The following is a 16317-nucleotide window of genomic DNA, read 5'->3' as shown; positions in this document are numbered from 1 at the left end:
GAAGCCAGTTTTCGCCAAACATCCGTTCGGTTCAAGGCCAAACGTTCGTTTTAATGCCATAAAGCATCATACTTTAGTTGAGTTTTAGCGTAAGCCATTGAACTTTTCCTTTGTGCGCTGCAGCAAATCGCCTCTCTTCAGGCGCTTGACCTTTGTGTGACCCAAAGGTTTTACACTGCTGACATGATCCCTACTCCCAGGAGATCCATCATGAAAGTCAGCGAACTGGCCCGGCGGGCCGAGGTCACCGCCGAGACGGTGCGTCACTACACACGGGAAGGCCTGCTGCATCCGCAGCGCGACCCCGACAATGGCTACCAGCTGTTCGACCAGGCTGATCTCGAACGGCTGCGCTTCATCCAGCGTGCCCGCACATTGGGCTTCAGCGTGGCCGAGATCGGCGACATCCTGGCCCATGCCGATCAGGGCGACTCGCCCTGCCCCATGGTGCGCGATCTGCTGGCTAGCCGGCTGCCGCAGATCCGTGCCCGCATCCGCGAGCTGGAAGCGCTGGCAGCGCGCATGGAACAGGCACTCGATACCTGGGCCGAGATGCCCGACGGCACCCCCGACGGCCACAGCCTGTGCCGCCTGATAGAGAGCTTTCCCCAAACGATCCACTCTCATTGCTGCCAAGCCGGTGAGGAAAGGAAATGAATACCTTCGAACTCGAGCGCAGCGTACCGGGCATGAACTGCCAGGGCTGCGTGAAGCGCATGCGTGAGGCGATCCAGACCCTCGACCCCGAGGCCGAGGTCACCGGCTTTCCCGCAGAGAAGCGTCTGGTGGTGAACTCCACCCTGGATGCCGAACGACTCGACGCCGCGCTGGCCCAGGCCGGCTACCCGCCTCAGGCCGGGCCGGCCAGCGGTGATAGCGGTGCAGCCCTCGAGCAGTCGGTAGCCGAGCCTGCCACGCCGCCGGCCGATACCGCCAACGTTCCCCGCCGCGAAGGCGGCACGACTCATCGTCTGGCGATCTCGGGCATGACCTGCGCAAGTTGCGTGAAGAGCGTGCAGCAGGCGCTGGAGCGCACCCCGGGCGTAGCCACTGCGTCGGTGAACTTCGGCACCCGTGTGGCCCAGGTGCATGGCCGAGTCGATGCCGAGGCACTGGTGAAGGCCGTACAGACCGCGGGCTACGACGCCGAACCCATCGTCGACCTGCGCCAGGCCGAGGAAGCCCGCACCGCCAAGGATGCCGAGACCTATCGGCGCCGCCTGCGCGGAAGTTTCTGGTCGCTGGCACTGGCGGTGCCGCTGATGGCCAGCATGTTCGTCTACCATCCTCACCCGGTCGGCATGGGACGGCTCTACTGGCTGGCGGTCGGCCTGCTGACGCTGGCAGTGCTGGTAGGCCCGGGCCGTCACTTCTTCGTCAACGCCTGGAAGAACTTCAAGCACCATCAGGCCAACATGGACACCCTGATCGCCATGGGTACCGGCACCGCCTGGCTCTACTCCATGGCGGTGGTGGCCTTCGCCCCTTGGCTGCCGGCGGTGGCTCACGGCATCTACTTCGAAGCCTCGGCGATGATCATCGGCCTGGTGCTGCTGGGCAACGCCCTGGAGCTGCGCGCCCGCGGGCGCACCAGCGAGGCGCTCAAGCGCCTGCTCGACCTGCAGAGCCGCACGGCGCGGGTGATCCGCAATGGCGACGAGCGCGAGCTGCCCATCGAAGCGGTACGCGAAGGCGACCATATCCGCGTGCGCCCCGGCGAACGCTTGCCGGTGGATGGCGTGGTGAGCAGTGGTAGCAGTCATATCGACGAGTCGATGCTCACCGGCGAGCCACTACCGGTGGCCAAGGGCGAAGGCGACGAGGTCAACGCCGGCACGGTGAACGGTCGCGGCGGCCTGGTCTATCTCGCCACCCGCGTGGGGAGCGACACGCGCCTGGGCCAGATCACCGAGCAGGTGGCGCTGGCCCAGAACTCGCGTCCGCCTATCGGCGAGCTGGCCGACAAGGTATCGAGCATTTTCGTGCCCGCGGTGATGATCATCGCCGTAATCACCGCACTGGCCTGGTTCAACTTCGGTGCCGAGCCGCGGCTGATCCACATGCTGGTCACCGCCACCACGGTGTTGATCATCGCCTGCCCCTGCGCCCTGGGGCTGGCCACGCCCATCTCGACCATGATCGGCGTGGGCAAGGCCGCCGAGCATGGTGTGCTGGTGAGAAGCGGCCAGGCGCTGCAGACGGCCAGCCGCCTCACCACCCTGGTGGTGGACAAGACCGGCACCCTGACCGAGGGCAAGCCGCGAGTCACCGACGTGCACTTCCTCGAAAACGACGAGTCGACCCTGCTGGGACTGGTGGCGGCGCTGGAGCGCGGCTCGGAGCATCCTCTGGCAGCCGCCCTGTTGAAGCACACCGAACAGGCCGGCGCCGTGGCCGCCGACATCAGCGGCTTCGACAGCGTCACCGGGGGCGGCGTCAAGGCCACCGGGCCTGGCGGCGAAGCGCTACTGCTGGGCAATGCCCGGCTGCTACGCGAGGCCGGTATCGACCTCTCCGCCGGCAATGAGCTTGCCGGCGAACTGGAGCGCATGGCACGCACTGTGGTCTATCTCGCCGTGGCGGGCAGGCTTGCCGCACTGTTCGGCATCAGCGACCCGCTGCGGGCCGATACCGTGGCGGCGGTCAAGCGGCTGCAGGCGGACGGCCTCAGGGTGGTGATGCTCACCGGCGACAACCAGCACACCGCGGCGGCCATCGCCCGCGAGGTGGGCATCGACGACTTCCGCGCCGGGCTGTTGCCCGAGGACAAGCACGCCGAGATCGAGCGTCTGCAGCAGGCCGGCGAGATCGTCGGCATGGTCGGCGACGGCATCAACGACGCCCCGGCGCTGGCCCGGGCCAACGTCGGCTTCGCCATCGGCCAGGGCACCGACGTGGCCATCGAGAGCGCCGGCATCACGCTGATGCGAAGCTCGCTGCACGGCATCGCCGACGCCATCGAGATCAGTCGCATGACCCTGCGCAACATCAAGCAGAACCTGGTGGGTGCGTTCGGCTACAACGTGCTGTGCATCCCCATTGCCGCCGGGGTGCTCTACCCCTTCACCGGTATGCTGCTGTCACCGATGATCGCCGGGGCGGCCATGTCGCTCTCCTCGATCACGGTGGTGAGCAACGCCAACCGCCTGCGCCTGCTCAAGACCCGTGGCGATGTTGCCACCGGGCGCCAGGCGGCAGCGGCGGAAACGCAGGAGGCCCTGCCATGAGCTGGATCGTCAATCTCGCCGGCCTGGCGCTGATCGTCGCCATCGTCTGGTGGTTCTGGTGGCGCCGCTGAGCCGAACCGTCGAGAGCACCTGCTAAGCTGAAAGCATATGCCAGAGGGAGTGATGGCCATGCCCAAGCTCAACGGCGTACTCGAGACCGCACTCTACGTCGACGACATGGACCGGGCGCGGGTCTTCTTCGAAGGCGTGATGGGCCTCGAGCCGTTCAACGCCGACCATCGATTCACCGCCTACGATGCCGGTGCCGGTTCGGTGCTGCTGCTGTTCCTGCAGGGCGAGACGCTGCAAACCGTGGTACTGCCCAACGAGATGGGCACCATCCCGCCCCATGACGGCAGAGGGCGGGTGCATCTCGCCTTCGCCATCGCCGCCGACGAGCTGGCCGCCTGGGAGCGCCAGCTCGACGACCACGGCGTGGTCATCGAAGGGCGCACCCACTGGCCCCGTGGCGGTGAGAGCCTCTACTTCCGCGACCCCGACGGGCACCTCATCGAGTTGGCCACGCCAGGCGTCTGGCCCAACTACTGAGAAGAGCCATGTCATCCGAAAAGTCGGCGAGCGAAGGCCAGGGCTAGGCCCGTTCCCGACGGGCAAACGCACTTCCCACATCCATGTGGGTCGCAAGGTAAAATCGGCGCAAAGGCGGAGTTTACGTGTTTGTAAATGAACACTTTAAGCCGATTTTTAACGCCGTATGGTCGAGCACAGCCACTTTTCAGCTCACGCCCATATAGCGGCCGGGCTTGTGATTAAGGGCAATGATCAGGTTCAGCGCCACCGCGCCCAGCACCGAGAGCCCGACCCTGTCGGCCGGTAGCACCAGGAAGGCAGCGAGCATGATCACCCCATCAATGCCGAGCTGCACGTAGCCGGCGCGCAGGCCGTAGCGAGCCTGCAGATAGAGCGCCAGGATGTTGATGCCACCGAGGCTGGTGCGGTGGCGAAACAGCACCAGCATGCCGATGCCGATCAGGCTGCCGCCCATCAGCGAGGCGTAGAGCGGATTGAGACTGTCGAAAACGACCCACTTGCCGGTCAGCTCGGAGAACAGCGACACCAAGGCGATGGCGACGAAGGTGCGCAGGGTGAACGACCAGCCCATGCGCTTCACCGCCAGGTAGTAGAACGGCAGATTGATGAGGAAGAACCACACCCCGAAGCGCCAGCCGGTAGCGTACTGCAGCAGGAAGGCCATGCCGGCGGTACTGCCGGTGAGCAGCAGCGCCTGGGTATAGAAGCTGACGCCGAGGGCGACGAACAGCGTCCCCACCAGCATCGCCATCACGTCCTCGTAGGGGCGATGGGGATCGGTGGGAAGATCTTGTGGATCCATTCACGATTCCTTGGGATGGCGGGCCTAGCCCCGAACGGCCCGGATTCTAGCGGCAAGCGCCCGCAGAATCATTGACCTCACTCAGCTGGCCACGAAGTTCGCTTCAGCCGTGCAACGGCTCGGCATACTCGATCATCAGCTGCAGCGACTCCTGGCCCCGCCAGCGGTTGCGATTGAGCCGGTAGGCGCAGCGCAGCCGGTCGCCCAGACCGAAGGCGGGTAGTTCTCCCGGCGTGAGGGCGCGAAACCAGATCGCCTTGAGGCTCGTCGCGCCCGACGAGAGGTGCATCGACAGGTGATTGCCCTCGGCGCCCACGGCACGTATCGACTCGATCAGGAACTCCCCTTCGAACAGCGGCGCGTCGAACTCGCGCCCGTAGGGACCCAGCGCCTCCAGCTCGAGCAGGGTGGCCAGTTGCAGCTGCTCGGGGTTGAGCGCTCCGTCGGTCAGCACGTGGGGGAACAGCTCGGCCTCTCCCAACTGCTCGCGCACGGCTTGCAGCAGGGCCGAGCGGAACGTTTCCAGCTGCTCCACCGGCACGCCGACCCCAGCCGCGCCGCGATGCCCGCCGAAGCGCGGCAGTGCCTCAGGGGCAAGCTCATAGGCGCGCTGCAGCGCATTGCGCAGGTGCAACGCCTCGATGGAGCGCCCCGAGCCGGTGAGCATGCCGGGCGCCGCCGCTGGCGTGAGCACCAGCGCAGGCCGGCCGAAGGCCTGCACCAGACGCGAAGCGACGATGCCCTGCACCCCCGGGTGCCCACTGTCCAGATAGACGATCAGGGCTGGTCGGTCAGCCTCGAGCTGAGGCAGGGCCAGGCCGCGGGCCTCTTCGACCATTTCTGCCTCGATCGCCTTGCGCGACTGATTGTCATCGTCCAGCGTCTGCAGGTGGCGTATCGCCGTGGCATCGTCTCCTGCCAGCATGAAGTGCAGCGCCGCGTAGGGGTCGTCGAGACGTGAGCGGGCATTGATTCGCGGCCCCATCTGGAAGGCCAGAGTCTCGGCGGAGAACGGCACGCTGTCTTCGCCCAGGCGGGTCGCCATGGCACGCCAGCAGGCAGCCTCCATGCGGTTGATCAACGTCAGACCATGACTGACCACGGCGCGATTGGCCGGGCTCGCCCCCAGCGACACGCAGTCGGCCACAGTGCCCAGCGCCACGTAGGAGAGCCAGGCGGAGAGCTTGGGCGTGGCCTCGGGAATCACGCCCCACTCCACCAGCACGCTGCGCGTCAGCGACATGACCAGCCAGGCCACCATGCAGCCGGCAATGGTACGGTCGGGGTACTGGCAGTCGTCACGGGTCGGGTTGACAACGGCATGAGCCGAGGGCGGCGGCCCTTCCACCGGCAGGGCGTGGTGGTCGCTCACCACCACGTCGATACCTTCCGCCTTGAGCCGGGCGATGCGCGGCTCGTCGGAGCTGCCGCAGTCGGCGGTGATCACCAGCGTAGGCCGCGGCGAGAGCCTGAGCGTGCGCTCCACCAGCGGCAGGCTGATGCCGTAGCCGTCGTGGATACGATGGCCGATCAGGCTGTGCAGACGCGACTCCGGCACACCGAAGAGCTCCACCAGGGTGCGCCGGATGACCACGTGGGAGGTGATGCCGTCGACGTCGTAGTCGGTGAGGATGCCGATGTGCTCGCCCTCGGCCACGGCGGTGGCGATACGCTCTGCGGCGCGGCGACCGTCGGCCAGGTGTTCCGGATGTTCGAGATAGCGCAGGCTGGGCCGGGTCAGCGGTGCCAGTTCGCCCTCGTAGTCGGTCAGGCGACCGGCCAGCACCCGGGCCTGCAGCTCGGTCAGGCCTTCGGCGAGCGCGCGGGCGTAGAGTGCCTCGTTGCGTGGGCGCAGCAGCAGCCGCGGTTTGAGTCGGGCGTGCAGATCGGGCGGCGCGTTCGCGTCCAAGCGTGGCTCCTGTTGCATGACGGGTTTTGCGGCCGGCTCATGGCATCTCGGCGCGGCCTCTCAGGCTGCCTCGAGACGAGGGGCGCAGGGCCTATCTTCGCCGACACTGACCACCGCTCGGGCTAGCCTCGATGCGAGGGGCGCCGGGGACAGGTCGTAGAGGAGGTTATTTGCCATGGATGGCAAATATAGCGCCCAGGGATGGGTTCACAGCGCCTCCTCGAAGACCTGTCGCCGGCACGGCTCCGAGCCGGCCAGCGACGGTCAACGAAGGTGTTTACCGCCGATTCTCGGCCACGAACGCCTGCACCTTAGCCAGCTCCGCCGGCAGCACGGTGTAACGCTCCTCGCGCTCCAGCAGGTCGTCCATGTGCGGCGGTAGCGGCACACCGGGGAAGCCCGCCTTGACCACCGCCTCGGCGAACTTGGCCGGGTGGGCCGTGGCCAGGGTGATCATCGGTGTGGCGGCATCGGCCCGGGCGCGCTCGGCGGCGCGATAACCGGTAGCCGTGTGCGGGTCGAGCACCTCCTTGGTACGGTGGTGCGCCTCGCGGATCACCTCGAGGATGGTGGCATCGTCGACGCTATGGCTGGCGAACAGCGCCCGCAGCCGCTCCAGCGGCGCCTCGGCCAGCGCCGTCGGCTCGGACTGGAAGCGCCCGAGCAGCGCAGCCACGGCAGCGCCGTCACGCTCGTAGGCCTCGAACAGCAGGCGCTCGAAGTTGGACGACACCACGATGTCCATGGAGGGCGCCAGGGTCGCCTTGAGCTCCTGCTTGGAGAAGTCGTTGTCGGCGATGGTGCGGTGCAGAATGTCGTTGGCGTTGGTGGCGATGATGAACTGCTTGACCGGCAGCCCCATGCGGTAGGCCATGTAGCCGGCGAAGACGTTGCCGAAGTTGGCCGAGGGCACACAGAAACTGACCTGCCGGTGCGGCGCACCCAGCGCCACGCCGGCGGCCACGTAGTAGACGATCTGGGCCATGATGCGCGCCCAGTTGATCGAGTTCACCGCCACCAGGCGAGTGCCGCCGAGGAAGCCCTGGTCGGCGAAGCTGGCCTTGACCATCGCCTGGGCGTCGTCGAAGTTGCCTTCGATGGCGATGTTGAAGACGTTGTCGGCCAGCACCGAGGTCATCTGACGACGCTGCACCTCGGAGACCCGGTTGTGCGGGTGCAGGATGAAGATGTCGAGGTTGTCGCAGTGGCGACAGCCTTCGATGGCCGCCGAACCGGTGTCGCCGGAGGTAGCGCCCATGATCACCGCGCGCTCGCCGCGCTTGGCCAGGAAGTGATCGAGGATACGGCCCAGCAGCTGCAGGGCAACGTCCTTGAAGGCCAGCGTCGGACCGTGGAACAGCTCCAGCAGGAAGTGGTTGGCGTCGAGCTGGTTGAGCGGCACCACGGCGTCGTGACTGAAGGTGGCGTAGGCGTCGCGCACGATGCCGCGGAAGGTCTCGTCGTCGATCTCGCCGTTGACGAACGGCCGCATCACGCGGAAGGCGACCTCGGCATAGGAGAGCCCGGCCATGCCGGCGAGCTCCTCACGGGAGAGCTGCGGAATGGTTTCCGGCACGTAGAGGCCGCCGTCGCTGGCCATGCCGGTCAGCACGACCTCTTCGAAAGAGAGCGCAGGCGCCTGCCCACGGGTACTGATGTAGCGCATGCCCTTACTCCTGCTCGTCCAGCGACTCGACGCGGATCCGCGTGACCGGCCCGGCGATGTCGGCCATCGACTCGATCTGGCGGATCGCCTCGTTCATGTGCTTCTCGCGGCACCTGTGGGTCAGCAGGATGATCGGCACCAGTTCGCCTTCGGTGGCTTCCTTCTGCACCAGCGCCTCGATGGAGATGCCCTGCTCGGAGAGAATGGTCGCCACCCGCGCCAGCACGCCGGGGCGGTCCACCGCCAGCAGGCGCAGATAGTAGGCGGTGACGATGTCCTCCATGGGCAGGATCGGCATGCCGCCGTCGTCGTCGCCGATGCCGCTGAAGGCCAGGTAGGGCACGCGATAGTGATGATCGGTGGCAATGTCGCGGGCCACGTCGAGCAGGTCGGCCACCACCGCCGAGGCCGTGGGTTCGGAGCCGGCGCCGGCACCGTAGTAGAGGGTCGGTCCCACGGCATCGCCCATGATCGCAATGGCGTTCTTGACCCCGTGCACATTGGCCAGCAGGCGCTCCTTGGGGATCAGGGTCGGATGCACGCGCAGCTCGAGCCCATGCTCGGTGCGCTTGGAGATGCCCAGGTGCTTGATCACGTAGCCCAGGTTGTCGGCCTGTTCCACGTCATCGAACGTCACCCGCGAGATTCCCTCGGTGTAGGCCTTCTCGAACTGCAGCGGCACGCCATAGGCGATCGATGCGAGGATGGTCAGCTTGTGGGCAGCGTCGATGCCTTCGACGTCGAAGGTGGGGTCGGCCTCGGCGTAACCCAGCGCCTGGGCCTCGGCGAGCACGTCCTCGAAGGCGCGCCCTTCGCTGCGCATGTGCGTCAGGATGTAGTTGCCGGTGCCGTTGATGATGCCCGCCACCCACTCGATGCGGTTGGCACCGAGGCCTTCGCGCAGCGACTTGATCACCGGGATGCCACCGGCCACCGCAGCCTCGAAGGCGACGATCACGCCCTGCTCGTGGGCGGCCTGGAAGATCTCGTTGCCGTGTACGGCGATCAGCGCCTTGTTGGCGGTGACCACGTGCTTGCCGTTGGCGATGGCGGTGAGCACCAGCTCGCGGGGCACGTCGTAGCCCCCCAACACCTCGACCAGCACGTCGATGTCCGGGTTGCGGGCCACCTCGAAGACGTCGTTGGTGGTCTTGATCCCGGTGAGGTCGCACTCAGGGTTGGTGCTGCGCAGCGCCACCTGCTCGATCACGATCGGGCGGCCGGCACGCCGCGCAATCTCGTCGGCGTTGCGCGTCAGCACGTTGAAGGTGCCGCCACCGACGGTACCCAAACCACAGATTCCCACTCTCACCGGTTTCAATGTCCTGCTCCCCATGATGGTGTCAATGTCCAGCGTTCATGCACTCGGCAGCTCTCGGTCTGCCCTCATTCCGCCAGGCCGAGCATATCGGCCAGGCGCTCGGCGGGCACGTAGCCCGGTACCAGCCGCCCATCGGGCAGCACGATGGCCGGTGTTCCCTGCACGCCCACGGTCATGCCCAGATGATACTGTGCCTCGACCGGATTGTCGCAGTCGGTGCCGCCCGACAGCGTTTCCTGTCGCTTGCCCGCGTTCATCGCCTCGGTAGGATTGCCGTCGCACCAGATCTGCTCGAGAATCCGCGCGCCCTGGGAGTTCATGCCGGCACGGGGAAAGGCCAGGTAGTGCACCTCGATGCCCATCTCATTGAGGGTCGGCACCTCTTCATGGAACTGACGGCAGTAGGGGCAGGTGGTATCGGTGAAGACGAAGATCTCGGCCCGCTTCTCTGCCGTGCCACGGAATACGACGCGCTCGCTCTCCGGCACGTTGGCAAGCTGCTCGGCCCGCTCGACGTTGCGCGACTGCTCGGTGAGATTGGTCAGCCCACCCTGGCCGTTCTCGTAAAGGTCGCCGACCAGGAAGTACTTGCCTTCGGCATCGCTGTAGAAGGCCTCGCCGGTCTCCAGGCGTACCAGGTAGAAGCCCGGCACCGGGGTCTCGTGCACGCTGGCGACCGGCATGGGCTGGCCGTTGACTTCCAGCCGCTCGGCCAGTCGCTCGGCGGCACCGGCCCAGGCAGCGGCAGGCAGCAGCAGCGACGCCAGGGGAACGGCCAGGGCGAACAGGGAGCCGGCTAGACGATGGGTTAACGCGATCATGATTCAGCCTCGAGGATGATGGTCGGCGTGCAGGGCTTCGAGTCGCGCCTGCGCAACGTGGGTGTAAATCTGCGTGGTCGACAGATCGCTGTGACCGAGCAGCAGCTGTACGACACGCAGATTGGCTCCATGATTCAATAGATGCGTGGCAAACGCATGCCGCAACGTATGTGGCGACAGCGGCCGCGTGATTCCCGCGGTGCGCGCATGGGCCTTGATCCGATGCCAGAAGGTCTGGCGCGTCATGCAGTTGTCGCCACGTCCGGGGAAAAGCGCGGGGCGTGTCGCGTCGCTCATCAGCGCCCCACGGGCACTGCGCATGTAGCGTGTCAGCCAGTGTACGGCCTCCTCCCCCAACGGGACCAGCCGATCCTTGTCCCCCTTGCCGCGCACCCGCACCACACCCTGACGCAGGTTGACGGCATCCACGCTGAGCCCCACCAGCTCCGACACCCGCAGGCCGCAGCCATAAAGCACCTCGAGCATGGCGCGGTCGCGCAGACCGAGATCGGTGGCCAGGTCCGGCGCCGCCAGCAAACGCTCCACCTCGTCCTCGTCGAGGGTATCGGGCAGGTTGGGCCTCACCCGCGGCAAACGCACCTCGGCCAGCGGATCGCGCTCGATGCGCCCCTCGGCCAGGGCCCAGCGATAGAAACCACGCAGGCTGGAGAGCAGCCGGGCATTGCTGCGCAGCTGGTAGCCGGCGGCCCGCCGCTCGTCGAGCCAGGCGGGTAACAGCGCCTGGTCCGGTGCCAGCAGGTCGCCGCCCAGCTCGGCCAACCGCGCCGCCCAGGCCTCGAGGTCGCGACGATAGGCCGAGAGCGTGTGCTCGCTGGCTCCACGCTCGAGCCACAGGGCATCGAGGAAGGACTCGATCAGGACCAAGGATCGGGCGTCATGCGACATGCCCCATTCTCCATACGCAGGTACGGCCTGAAACGACTAAGCCCCGCCCCGCGTGAGCGGTGGCGGGGCTTGCGGCACAACGAAACCACGAACGTGCCGGATTCGAGCACGACCCGCGCACGCTTTCGTTACGACAGCTTTTCCTTGATACGAGCAGACTTGCCGCTGCGCTCACGCAAGTAGTACAGCTTGGCCTGGCGCACGTCGCCGCGACGCTTGACCTCGACGGAGTCGACCAGCGGGCTGTAGGTCTGGAAGGTACGCTCGACGCCCACGCCGTGAGAGATCTTGCGCACGGTGAAGGCGGAGTTCAGGCCGCGGTTACGCTTGCCGATCACCACGCCTTCGAAGGCCTGCAGACGCTCGCGGTTACCTTCCTTGACCTTGACCTGCACGATTACGGTGTCACCCGGGGCGAAATCCGGCACCTGCTTGCTCATCTGCTCGGCTTCGAGCGCCTGGATCACCTTGTTCTTGCTACTCATGACAAAACTCCTCACTATTCGGCGCCGCCGCTTCTTACAAGGTCGACGGTGGCGCGTGATCCCGGCGCCCGAGCCTGGCTCGAGAGCGCGGGAGATGATGGGTGACGCAGGTCCACGATGCATGCCCCCCAGGGCTCAGCGCCTCGCGTCCTACACCTCCGCCCTGCCACCTGACAGGGCGTATTCTTCGATGAACTCCTCGAGCAGCGTCTGCTGCTCGGCGCTCAACGTCCTGCCTTCCAGCAGGTCGGGGCGCCTCAGCCAGGTCCGGCCCAGCGACTGCTTGAGCCGCCAACGCCGGATCTCGCCGTGATGGCCGCTGAGCAGCACCTCCGGCACCCGCCGCCCGTCGATCTCTTCGGGGCGCGTATAGTGCGGGCAGTCCAGCAGCCCTTCGTTGAAGGAGTCCTCGACCGCGGAGTCCTGATGTCCCAGCACGCCGGGAACCAGTCTTGCCGCGGCGTCGATCAGTACCATGGCCGGCAGCTCACCGCCGCTGAGCACATAGTCGCCGATCGACCACTCTTCATCGATGTCGCTCTCCACGATGCGCTCATCGATACCTTCGTAGCGCCCGGCCACCACCACTAGAGGGGGGCCGCAAGCCAGCTCGCGAGCGCCCTGCTGGTCGAGCCTGCGCCCCTGGGGCGACAGGTAGATGACCTTGGGTCTCTGGCCGGTGGCCTCGCTCGCCCGCTGGCGAGCGGCATGGATGGCCGCGCGCAGGGTGTCGACCTTCATCAGCATGCCGGGGCCGCCGCCATAGGGCCGGTCGTCCACGGTGCGATGCCTGTCGGTGGCGTAGTCGCGCGGGTTCCAGAACTCCAGCGCCACACGCCCCTGGCTGACCGCTCTCCCGGTGACACCGTGCCGGGCGATGGCCTCGAACATCTCGGGAAACAGCGATACCACACCGACCCACATGTCCGGTGCTGCGCTCGCCCCGGCCTCTGTCTCCAGGCTCAAAAGTCCGGATCCCAGTCGACGGTCATGGTACCGCCCGCCAGATCCACCTCGACGATCACCTCGTGGGGCAGGAAAGGCAGCAGACGCTCACGATCATCGATGGCCGGCGGTTCCCCCTGCGGGTTGCCCCTGACCACCAGCACGTCGTTGGCGCCGGTTTCGAACAGATAAGCGACACGTCCCAGCACCGTGCCCTCACGGGTCACGACCGTGAGCCCTTCGAGCTGGTGCCAGTAGTATTCGTCGCCTTCGAGCTGGGGCAGCTCCGTCTTGGGCAGCAGAATTTCGGCACCTGACACGCGCTCGGCGGCCTCGCGCGAATCGACGCCTTCCAGCAGGGCCACCAGGCCCTTGCCGTGACGCCGCCCCTGCAGCAGACGATGGCGACTCAGGGTGCCACCCTGGCGCAGCACCCACTCGGAATACTCGAGGATGCCGTCCATCGGGCCGGTATGGGAGTAGACCTTGAGCCAGCCCTTGACGCCGTAGGGGCTGGTCAACTTGCCCAGCACCACATGGTCGTCGCGTTCGCTGCGTGCGGTCTGCTCGCTCATGACGTCACCGAACTGCACAGGCTCAGGCCTGCTTGCGGGCTTCCTTGACCAGTTCGGCCACGCGGTCGGACATCTGTGCGCCCTGGCCCTGCCAGTGAGCGACGCGATCCAGATCGACGCGCAGGCGCTCTTCCTGACCGCGAGCGATCGGGTTGAAGAAGCCCAGACGCTCGATGAAACGGCCGTCGCGGGAGTTGCGTGAATCGGTCACGGTCAGGTGGTAGAAGGGACGCTTCTTGGCGCCACCACGTGCCAGACGAATGGTAACCATGGCGTTGACTATCCTTCGGTTGAGGTTACGTTTAAATACCGATGCGCCGGCCCCGGCGAACGGCCAGGGTACTCGGCTTCTGCCAGGAAAGCGGGTCCGTGGACCCGCTTTCGCGTCATTCGGTCACTTTCTTTGCAAGCGCTTCTTGCAACTGCAAGGGCTTCTTACAAGGACTTCCTACAAGCGTGCAGCCGGGCTTAGCCACGGTCCTGCCATGAAGACGCAGCATTCTACGGAAATCAGCCCCGCTTTGAAACCCCTTTTCGAGCGTCTCGGGCACTGCCCATGGAATCAGACCTCCGCGCAGCCACGTCGGACTCAGCGCCAGGGGAGGCCGCCGGGACCACCCATGCCGCCCATACCGCCGGGGCCACCCGGACCGCCGCCCCCCATCATGCCGGACATGCCGCGCATCATCTTCTGCATGCCGCCCTTCTTGCCCGCCTTCTTCATCATCTTCTGCATCTGCTTGTGCTGCTTGAGCAGACGGTTGAGGTCGGGCACCTGCAGGCCGGCACCCGCAGCGATGCGGCGCTTGCGCGAGCCGTTGATGATCTCGGGCTTGCGCCGCTCCTGGGGCGTCATCGAGTTGATCAGCGCCTCGAGCTTGCCGAGCTCCTTCTCGGGTCCGGGCCCCTGGGCCAGCTCGGCCATCTGCCCCATGCCCGGCAGCTTGCCGAGCAGACCGCCCATGCCGCCCATCTTCTTGAGCTGCTGGAGCTGGTCGCGGAAGTCCTCGAGGTCGAAGCCCTCGCCCTTCTTGACCTTCTTGGCGAGCTGTTCGGCCTTCTTCTTGTCGACCGTGCGCTCCGCCTCCTCGATCAGCGACAGCACGTCGCCCATGCCGAGGATGCGCGAGGCCACCCGATCCGGGTGGAAGGGCTCCAGGGCGTCGATCTTCTCGCCCACGCCCATGAACTTGATCGGCTTGCCGGTGATGTGACGCACCGACAGTGCCGCACCGCCACGGGCATCGCCGTCGGCCTTGGTCAGGATCACGCCGGTCAGCGGCAGCGCCTCGTGGAACGCCTTGGCCGTGTTGGCGGCATCCTGACCGGTCATGGCATCGACCACGAACAGGGTTTCCTGAGGCTGGCAGGCGCGGTGCAGCTCGGCGATCTCGGCCATCATGGCCTCGTCGATGGCCAGGCGACCGGCGGTGTCGACCAGCAGCACGTCGTGGAACTGGATCTTGGCGTGCTTGATCGCCGCCTCGGCGATGTCGACCGGCTTCTGGTCGCTGCGCGAGGGGAAGAAGTCGACGCCGACCTCGCCGGCCAGGGTCTCGAGCTGGTCGATGGCCGCCGGGCGATAGACGTCGGCGGAAACCACCAGCACCTTCTTCTTCTCACGCTCCTTGAGGAAGCGCGCCAGCTTGGCCACCGAGGTGGTCTTACCCGCCCCCTGCAGGCCGGCCATGAGCACCACCGCCGGGGAACCCTTGAGCGACAGCCCTTCGTTGGCCTCGCCCATGATCGCCTCGAGCTCCTGCTGGACGATCTTGACGAACTGCTGCCCCGGCGAAAGGCTCTTCGACACCTCCTGACCCACGGCGCGCTCGCGCACGCGCTCGATGAAGGCCTTGACCACCGGCAGGGCGACGTCGGCCTCGAGCAGCGCCCGACGCACCTCGCGCAGCGTGTCCTTGATGTTGTCCTCGGTCAGGCGCGCCTGACCTTTGATGGACTTGAGCGTCTGGGAAAGGCGCTCACTGAGATTCTGGAACATAAGCCACTCCGGCTGTCAGGCTGTCGGCTCGGGGCGATACCTCACGGCGTTCGGGAGGTGTCTGCGACAAGGGGTCACACAGGTGGTGACACGCTGGCGCACGCTGAGGAAACAGCCCTGATAAAGCGGTTTGAAGAGTCTGGGCGACATTATACGCGCTGCGGCGGCCAGTCTCCATGCATGCGCGCCCCGTCCACGGCTGTGCGCCGCAGCGAGGATTGGGTATAGTGGCCTCGGCAGACTCCATCCACCCGAGAGGCACTGACGCTGGCGACGGCGCACGGACGACACTGATGCAGGCGCTTCCCCTGGCCCTCATGGCCTTCATCCTTTATCTGGGCGCAGCCTCCTGGCAAGGGCTAACGCTGTTGCGGCGCGTGCCGCAGCGCCCGGCCCTGGTTCGCGTGCTGGGCCTGCTGGGTCTGCTGTTTCATCTGCCGGTGGCCTTCAAGCTGATCGATCAGAGCCCCGGCCTGATGCCCGGCCTCTCCACCAGCGCGGTGATGCTGACCGCCATCATGGTCATCCTGCTGCTCGGCGTGAGTCTGGCCAAGCCGGTGCTGAGCGTGGCTGTCGGGCTGTTTCCCATCTCCGGCATCGCCCTGCTGCTGGCCGTGGGCCTGCCGAGCCCTGAGCGCACCGGCGGCATGACCCCGGGGATCGCCCTGCACGCCATGAGCTCGGCACTCGCCTTCGGCGTACTCTTCATTGCTGCCTGCCAGGCGGTCCTGCTGGGGCTGCAGAATCATGCCCTGCGCCACCACCATACCCGCGGCGTGGTGCAGGTATTGCCGCCGCTGACCACCATGGAGCGGGTACTGTTCGAGCTGATCTGGGCCGGCATGGCACTGCTGACCTTGTCGATCGTCAGCGGCTTCGCCTTCGTCGAGAGCATGTTCGCCCAGCATCTGGCCCACAAGACCATCCTCTCGCTGGCGGCCTGGGTGATCTTCGCCATCCTGCTGATCAGCCATCACATACTGGGCTGGCGCGGCATGCGCGCCGTGCGCTGGACCCTGGGCGGCTGCGCCGTACTGCTACTGGCCTATTTCGGCAGCAAGTTCGTGCTTGAAGTCATCCTCAACCGTACCTGAAGCGTAGGTCGCCTT

The 16317-nt window shown here is 66.4% G+C and carries 15 protein-coding genes; 4 read left to right on the top strand and 11 right to left on the bottom strand.

From position 1 onward, the window contains the following. Positions 1-210: 210 nt before the first annotated feature. From HOP53_RS13205 to HOP53_RS13195, 3 genes are all read left to right on the top strand, one after another. The gene (locus tag HOP53_RS13205; RefSeq protein ID WP_234270476.1) at positions 211-657 is read left to right on the top strand and encodes a MerR family transcriptional regulator; all 447 of its coding nucleotides are present in this window, start codon (positions 211-213) and stop codon (positions 655-657) included. After that, a complete protein-coding gene (locus tag HOP53_RS13200) occupies positions 654-3227 on the top strand; it encodes a heavy metal translocating P-type ATPase (protein WP_234270475.1) in 2574 nt (857 codons plus the stop codon). The genes HOP53_RS13205 and HOP53_RS13200 overlap by 4 nt, the downstream gene beginning before the upstream one ends. 129 nt (positions 3228-3356) lie before the next feature. Continuing rightward, the gene (locus tag HOP53_RS13195; RefSeq protein ID WP_200825339.1) at positions 3357-3776 is read left to right on the top strand and encodes a VOC family protein; all 420 of its coding nucleotides are present in this window, start codon (positions 3357-3359) and stop codon (positions 3774-3776) included. Positions 3777-3963: 187 nt separating this feature from the next. Here the strand turns inward: HOP53_RS13195 and HOP53_RS13190 are convergent, their stop codons facing one another. From HOP53_RS13190 to ffh, 11 genes are all read right to left on the bottom strand, one after another. Beyond that, positions 3964-4581 carry a YitT family protein gene (locus HOP53_RS13190; protein ID WP_086508988.1) on the bottom strand — a complete coding sequence of 206 codons (618 nt, stop codon included), beginning with the start codon at positions 4579-4581 and terminating at the stop codon, positions 3964-3966. Positions 4582-4684: 103 nt separating this feature from the next. Further along, positions 4685-6490 (bottom strand): single-stranded-DNA-specific exonuclease RecJ, encoded by a 1806-nt coding sequence (locus HOP53_RS13185; RefSeq protein ID WP_234270474.1) that lies wholly within the window; start codon positions 6488-6490, stop codon positions 4685-4687. Positions 6491-6767: 277 nt separating this feature from the next. After that, positions 6768-8156, bottom strand: a complete 1389-nt coding sequence (thrC, locus tag HOP53_RS13180; RefSeq protein WP_234270473.1) for a threonine synthase — start codon at positions 8154-8156, stop codon at positions 6768-6770. A gap of 4 nt (positions 8157-8160) precedes the next feature. After that, positions 8161-9477, bottom strand: a complete 1317-nt coding sequence (locus HOP53_RS13175; RefSeq protein ID WP_086508980.1) for a homoserine dehydrogenase — start codon at positions 9475-9477, stop codon at positions 8161-8163. A 65-nt stretch (positions 9478-9542) separates the two neighbouring features. Continuing rightward, positions 9543-10298: a DsbC family protein gene (locus HOP53_RS13170; RefSeq protein ID WP_086508979.1), complete on the bottom strand. Its 756-nt coding sequence runs from the start codon at positions 10296-10298 to the stop codon at positions 9543-9545. A 3-nt stretch (positions 10299-10301) separates the two neighbouring features. Continuing rightward, positions 10302-11204 (bottom strand): site-specific tyrosine recombinase XerD, encoded by a 903-nt coding sequence (gene xerD / locus HOP53_RS13165; protein WP_422677611.1) that lies wholly within the window; start codon positions 11202-11204, stop codon positions 10302-10304. 128 nt (positions 11205-11332) lie between these two features. Next, on the bottom strand, positions 11333-11689 hold the full coding sequence (gene rplS, locus HOP53_RS13160) for a 50S ribosomal protein L19 (protein ID WP_010630212.1): 357 nt from the start codon (positions 11687-11689) through the stop codon (positions 11333-11335). Positions 11690-11839: 150 nt separating this feature from the next. Next, on the bottom strand, positions 11840-12613 hold the full coding sequence (trmD, locus tag HOP53_RS13155; RefSeq protein WP_234271052.1) for a tRNA (guanosine(37)-N1)-methyltransferase TrmD: 774 nt from the start codon (positions 12611-12613) through the stop codon (positions 11840-11842). A 38-nt stretch (positions 12614-12651) separates the two neighbouring features. Further along, complete coding sequence (gene rimM / locus HOP53_RS13150; protein WP_234270472.1) at positions 12652-13209, bottom strand: ribosome maturation factor RimM; 558 nt, start codon at positions 13207-13209, stop codon at positions 12652-12654. Between the two features lie 22 nt (positions 13210-13231). Next, positions 13232-13480 carry a 30S ribosomal protein S16 gene (gene rpsP, locus HOP53_RS13145; RefSeq protein WP_086508976.1) on the bottom strand — a complete coding sequence of 83 codons (249 nt, stop codon included), beginning with the start codon at positions 13478-13480 and terminating at the stop codon, positions 13232-13234. Positions 13481-13798: 318 nt separating this feature from the next. Continuing rightward, positions 13799-15208: a signal recognition particle protein gene (ffh, locus tag HOP53_RS13140; RefSeq protein ID WP_234270471.1), complete on the bottom strand. Its 1410-nt coding sequence runs from the start codon at positions 15206-15208 to the stop codon at positions 13799-13801. A 293-nt stretch (positions 15209-15501) separates the two neighbouring features. Here ffh and HOP53_RS13135 point away from each other — a divergent pair, with 293 nt between their 5' ends. Beyond that, positions 15502-16302, top strand: coding sequence for a cytochrome C assembly family protein (locus HOP53_RS13135; RefSeq protein WP_234270470.1), 801 nt, complete (start codon positions 15502-15504; stop codon positions 16300-16302). Positions 16303-16317: the final 15 nt, after the last annotated feature.

Source organism: Billgrantia ethanolica, from assembly GCF_021404305.1.
Lineage (GTDB): Bacteria > Pseudomonadota > Gammaproteobacteria > Pseudomonadales > Halomonadaceae > Halomonas > Halomonas ethanolica.
Note: the sequence above shows the minus strand (reverse complement) of the source record. Positions and strands in the feature narration are given on the sequence as shown.

What these genes read in the sequence shown, in the direction of transcription:
- HOP53_RS13205 (WP_234270476.1), top strand. Translation starts at nt 211, where the DNA reads ATGAAAGTCAGCGAACTGGCCCGGCGGGCCGAGGTCACCGCCGAGACG.
- HOP53_RS13200 (WP_234270475.1), top strand. Translation starts at nt 654, where the DNA reads ATGAATACCTTCGAACTCGAGCGCAGCGTACCGGGCATGAACTGCCAG.
- HOP53_RS13195 (WP_200825339.1), top strand. Translation starts at nt 3,357, where the DNA reads ATGCCCAAGCTCAACGGCGTACTCGAGACCGCACTCTACGTCGACGAC.
- HOP53_RS13190 (WP_086508988.1), bottom strand. Translation starts at nt 4,581, where the DNA reads ATGGATCCACAAGATCTTCCCACCGATCCCCATCGCCCCTACGAGGAC.
- thrC (WP_234270473.1), bottom strand. Translation starts at nt 8,156, where the DNA reads ATGCGCTACATCAGTACCCGTGGGCAGGCGCCTGCGCTCTCTTTCGAA.
- HOP53_RS13170 (WP_086508979.1), bottom strand. Translation starts at nt 10,298, where the DNA reads ATGATCGCGTTAACCCATCGTCTAGCCGGCTCCCTGTTCGCCCTGGCC.
- xerD (WP_422677611.1), bottom strand. Translation starts at nt 11,204, where the DNA reads ATGTCGCATGACGCCCGATCCTTGGTCCTGATCGAGTCCTTCCTCGAT.
- rplS (WP_010630212.1), bottom strand. Translation starts at nt 11,689, where the DNA reads ATGAGTAGCAAGAACAAGGTGATCCAGGCGCTCGAAGCCGAGCAGATG.
- trmD (WP_234271052.1), bottom strand. Translation starts at nt 12,613, where the DNA reads ATGTGGGTCGGTGTGGTATCGCTGTTTCCCGAGATGTTCGAGGCCATC.
- rimM (WP_234270472.1), bottom strand. Translation starts at nt 13,209, where the DNA reads ATGAGCGAGCAGACCGCACGCAGCGAACGCGACGACCATGTGGTGCTG.
- rpsP (WP_086508976.1), bottom strand. Translation starts at nt 13,480, where the DNA reads ATGGTTACCATTCGTCTGGCACGTGGTGGCGCCAAGAAGCGTCCCTTC.
- ffh (WP_234270471.1), bottom strand. Translation starts at nt 15,208, where the DNA reads ATGTTCCAGAATCTCAGTGAGCGCCTTTCCCAGACGCTCAAGTCCATC.
- HOP53_RS13135 (WP_234270470.1), top strand. Translation starts at nt 15,502, where the DNA reads ATGCAGGCGCTTCCCCTGGCCCTCATGGCCTTCATCCTTTATCTGGGC.